The 3,553-nt window shown below is 59.9% G+C and carries 5 protein-coding genes; 2 read left to right on the forward strand and 3 right to left on the reverse strand.

Annotated features, from left to right (window positions below; translation table 11 throughout):
• Positions 1-29: 29 nt before the first annotated feature.
• The gene (locus tag EOA32_RS34885; RefSeq protein ID WP_128374115.1) at positions 30-1,283 is read left to right on the forward strand and encodes a CapA family protein; all 1,254 of its coding nucleotides are present in this window, start codon (positions 30-32) and stop codon (positions 1,281-1,283) included.
• A gap of 15 nt (positions 1,284-1,298) precedes the next feature.
• Here EOA32_RS34885 and EOA32_RS34890 read toward each other — a convergent pair whose 3' ends face one another.
• The gene (locus tag EOA32_RS34890) at positions 1,299-1,802 is read right to left on the reverse strand and encodes a helix-turn-helix transcriptional regulator (protein WP_128374116.1); all 504 of its coding nucleotides are present in this window, start codon (positions 1,800-1,802) and stop codon (positions 1,299-1,301) included.
• Positions 1,803-1,969: 167 nt separating this feature from the next.
• Between EOA32_RS34890 and EOA32_RS34895 the strand changes: the two genes are divergently transcribed.
• A complete protein-coding gene (locus EOA32_RS34895) occupies positions 1,970-2,206 on the forward strand; it encodes a helix-turn-helix domain-containing protein (RefSeq protein WP_095833090.1) in 237 nt (78 codons plus the stop codon).
• Here EOA32_RS34895 and EOA32_RS34900 read toward each other — a convergent pair.
• Positions 2,197-2,775, reverse strand: a complete 579-nt coding sequence (locus EOA32_RS34900) for a hypothetical protein (protein ID WP_128374117.1) — start codon at positions 2,773-2,775, stop codon at positions 2,197-2,199. The two genes, EOA32_RS34895 and EOA32_RS34900, sit on opposite strands and share 10 nt — an antisense overlap.
• A 594-nt stretch (positions 2,776-3,369) precedes the next feature.
• Positions 3,370-3,553 (reverse strand): hypothetical protein (locus EOA32_RS39400; protein ID WP_210214879.1); only part of this gene is annotated, 184 nt, incomplete at its 5' end.

The following is a 3,553-nucleotide window of genomic DNA, read 5'->3' on the forward strand; positions in this document are numbered from 1 at the left end:
CGCCCTCCCCTCCTTAAGGCAAGCTTTGTATGAAAGACCAGTTCTGCGCCGTCGTGACCGGCCAATCCCTGATCACGCGTGACGTCCGCGACATACAAGATGAGAGATTCGCGGCGGTCATCGACTTCCTGCGCCAGGGCGATGTCGTGTTCACCAACTTCGAGTCGACGATCCTCGGCAGGCATGGCGGCTGGGCGACCAAGGGCAGATACTTCGGCTATTCCACGGCCGAGGTGTTGGACGCATTGCAGGCGTTAGGCTTCAACGCGCTTGCGCTTGCCAACAATCACGCCTTCGATCTCGGCGCCGGCGGCATTCTTTCGACGCTGGAGGAAGTGGGCCGCCGCGGCTTCCTTCATGCCGGCATCGGGACCGACGAGACAAACGCCCGCAAGCCGGGCCGCCAGCGGTTGGGCGGGCGAGAGGTAGCGCTTCTTGCGTTCGATGCAGGGCCTGGTCCCGCGAGCATGTATGCCGAAGACCGCACGGCTTTCCGACCGGCCCGCCCCGGCGTGAACCGGCTCAAGACCGCTCGAAAGATCGGAGTGCCGGATGGGCATCTGCGCAGGCTGGCAAGGCTTGGCAAACATCTGCAGTGCTCGGCCTTCGAGCTGACCAACTACGCGCAGCCGGAGGATCCATTGGAGGTGGCCGCCGGCAAGGAGATCAATTTCTACGGCACCGTGTTCACGCAAGCCACCGAGTTCGGACGACTGATCGAGGTCGATCCGCAGAGCGCAGATGCCCATTTGTCAGTCATCCGCCGAGCGGCAGCGCTGGGCGATTTCGTGATCGCGTACCTGCATCACCATCATTGGGAACCGGGCTGGCAGGACGTGCCGCGATGGGTGCAAACCTTCGCCCGGACATGCATCGACGCTGGCGCCAGCCTCTTCGTCAGCCACGGCGCTCCGGTTCTTCAGGCAATGGAAATCTATAACGGCTCGCCGATTTTCTATGGCCTCGGAAACTTCCTCTTCCACGTGCACGCGGACGAGACGGAGTGGGATCCGCCGGAGGTTTGGCAAAGCATCGTCGCCTCCTGCCGCTATGATGCGGGCAAAAGCGTCACAGAAATAGACCTTCTGCCCGTCACGATCGGCACAGAGCCTCATTCTCCGGGATCAGCGACAGGGAGGCTGGTACCGGTCGCTGCCATGGGGGGCACCGCGCGGGAAATCCTTGAAGGATTCGCCAGGCGCTCGCGGGCATTCGGCGTCGAGATAGACATATTCTTGGCCCGCGGCCGCATCGAGGTGCCTGCCGTCAGAAAATTCGGCTGACAGGGAGAGCTGGCATCAGAATGCCCGACGATCGGCTGGCCCAGCCTCGCCCGCCGCCTCGCCATCGCCCTTCTTGTCGGCCAACGCCAATTCCTCCCCCAACATTGCTATCAGGGAAGAGACGCGGCCACGGACACGCGGGGGAAGATTCATCAGACCCTCGATCAGGCGCCTCCCTTCGGCGCTGGCGATGAACTCCAGGCGTTCATCGACCGGCAAGGGCTGCGCCTGATCGCGGCTCGAATTATTTCCCGGCAGGCCTTCGAAGAAGCGGCTGACGGGAACGCCGAGCGAGGTGGCGATCTCGTAGAGCATCGAGGCGCTGACGCGATTGCGCGCGTTCTCGTATTTCTGGAGCTGCTGGAAACTGATGCCGATGGCGCGGGCGAGCTGGCCCTGCGAGACGTCCGACTGGACGCGAACGGTCGCAATCTGCCTGCCGACATGCCGATCGGCGGGATGAGGTTCGCCCTCGACCGCTGGCTTGCGCGCTGTCCGAAGCATATCGCGACGTTTCAACAATGCCTTCCGACGCTCCAAAGTCTTCCACCGACAGGAGTTTTGCCGCGAAACGCCAGGGTCTCGCTCTCGCCTATCAGCAGGCTCATCAGCCACTTAATATACCTTATGAGGCTTAAAATAACCCTATATGTGGGAAAGACCATGTGCCTGCCGATTGTGGATGCATGGTCAGTCCACGACAGATTCGGGCCGCGCGGGCCCTGCTTGGTTGGTCGCAGCAGGAGCTTGCCGACAAGGCGATCGTCTCGCTCAACGCGCTGGCCCGTTTGGAGAACGGCAAGGTCGATTCCCGCATCAGCACGATGCAGGCCATCGAAGCAGCTCTGATAAGGGCCGGCGTCGAGTTCTTGCCCGTCGGTCAAAAGGGTGAGGGTGTCCGCCTCCTCGATCCTCAGGCTTGAGCGCCCTGCCCCGTCTGCTGGCCAATCCGAACGACATCATCCAATACAGAACGGATCTGCGGCCATGGAAATTCAGGATCGTCCTCTGAAGGCTGTCCTTCCCTCAGGACGGCGTCGAGTTTGGCCGCCACTCCCGCAAGCGACGTGGCAGGGGTCCGGGAGAGCATCTCGAGCAAATCCGCTGCTCGCTGCGCAGCATCGCGTTCAGCCCGCAACGTAGCCGAGTATCCAAGTTCGCGATCAGCGGTATCCCAGCGAGCCTTATGAGCCTCAAAATCAGCTTCCACGTTCTCGCCATCAGACGACTGAAGTGTCGCGCGAGGAAGTCCGACAGCTTCGATCAGTTTCCGCTCCAGGCACTGCTGCTCACCGCATAGTCTCTGAGTTTCCTCATGAGCATCCTGCCATGTGCGCCATACCGCTTCGGCGAGGTCATCGGATTGGGACGCTTTCAGATCTCTGCTGGCAAAGACGTTTCGGCTTGATCTCGCAATTGCACTTGCCACCCCCACAACAGCTCTCCTGTGGGTGACGAGAGGCAAAGTCGTGGTATTGTCGGAATCAGCCATGATCCGAGCTCCAGACAGCTTGGGTGTGGTCAGGCCGAACGATGTGTTGGAGCACGTCGTTCGGCTGCGCGGAGGCAACCACTACGTACATACCGTACATTACGGACATCGCTCTTGTCAAACACTCCGGAACCGATCGAGACTAAAACCGAACGCTTCGAGTTGCGGCTCTCGACGGACTTGCTCAGTCGCATAGACGAATGGCGTCGCGCTCAACCAGATCTCCCCAGCAGATCTGAAGCGTTCCGGCGACTTGTGGAGGCTGGTCTAGCTGCAAAATAGCCTGGCGACACAAAGACGCTGCATGAAGGCATTTTGGGACGATCGCAATTGTGTCCGAGGAATCAAATTCTCGGACGGAAATGCAGCGCAGGCAAAGTTAACGCTCGTCTGTGGCCAGCTTAAACTGGCAGATGTTGCTGCTAGACTAGCTGGGCGAGCAGTACTGCTCGGTTCCAGTGGGCGGTCGCGAATTATCTGTCGCTATCCGGAATTAGGCCAGGACGTTGAAGGCCGTGCGTACGTGCCAACGCTGAGATGCTGACGCAGTCTGTCTTGGAAGCGCAGAGCGGGACCTTGATCAATGGAGCTGCCTCAGGTTTGCCAATCCTGTCGTTCGGGTTGACCAATCCGTTGCCGACCATAAGCGGGCTGACAAATAAGGGGCATATCCAATCGCTTAATGCCAATCGGGAATAAACTTTTCATCGGGGCCATTGGGAAACTCTGTCTTAGGATTGGAAGACCCTCTCCTCTCAGCCAGAAACCTCCTGTTTTC

This window comes from Mesorhizobium sp. M1A.F.Ca.ET.072.01.1.1, assembly GCF_004023325.1.
GTDB lineage: Bacteria > Pseudomonadota > Alphaproteobacteria > Rhizobiales > Rhizobiaceae > Mesorhizobium.

Bases quoted from the DNA above. Each gene is read 5' to 3' on its own strand.
- EOA32_RS34885 (WP_128374115.1), top strand. From the start codon at position 30: ATGAAAGACCAGTTCTGCGCCGTCGTGACCGGCCAATCCCTGATCACG.
- EOA32_RS34895 (WP_095833090.1), top strand. From the start codon at position 1,970: ATGGTCAGTCCACGACAGATTCGGGCCGCGCGGGCCCTGCTTGGTTGG.
- EOA32_RS34900 (WP_128374117.1), bottom strand. From the start codon at position 2,775: ATGGCTGATTCCGACAATACCACGACTTTGCCTCTCGTCACCCACAGG.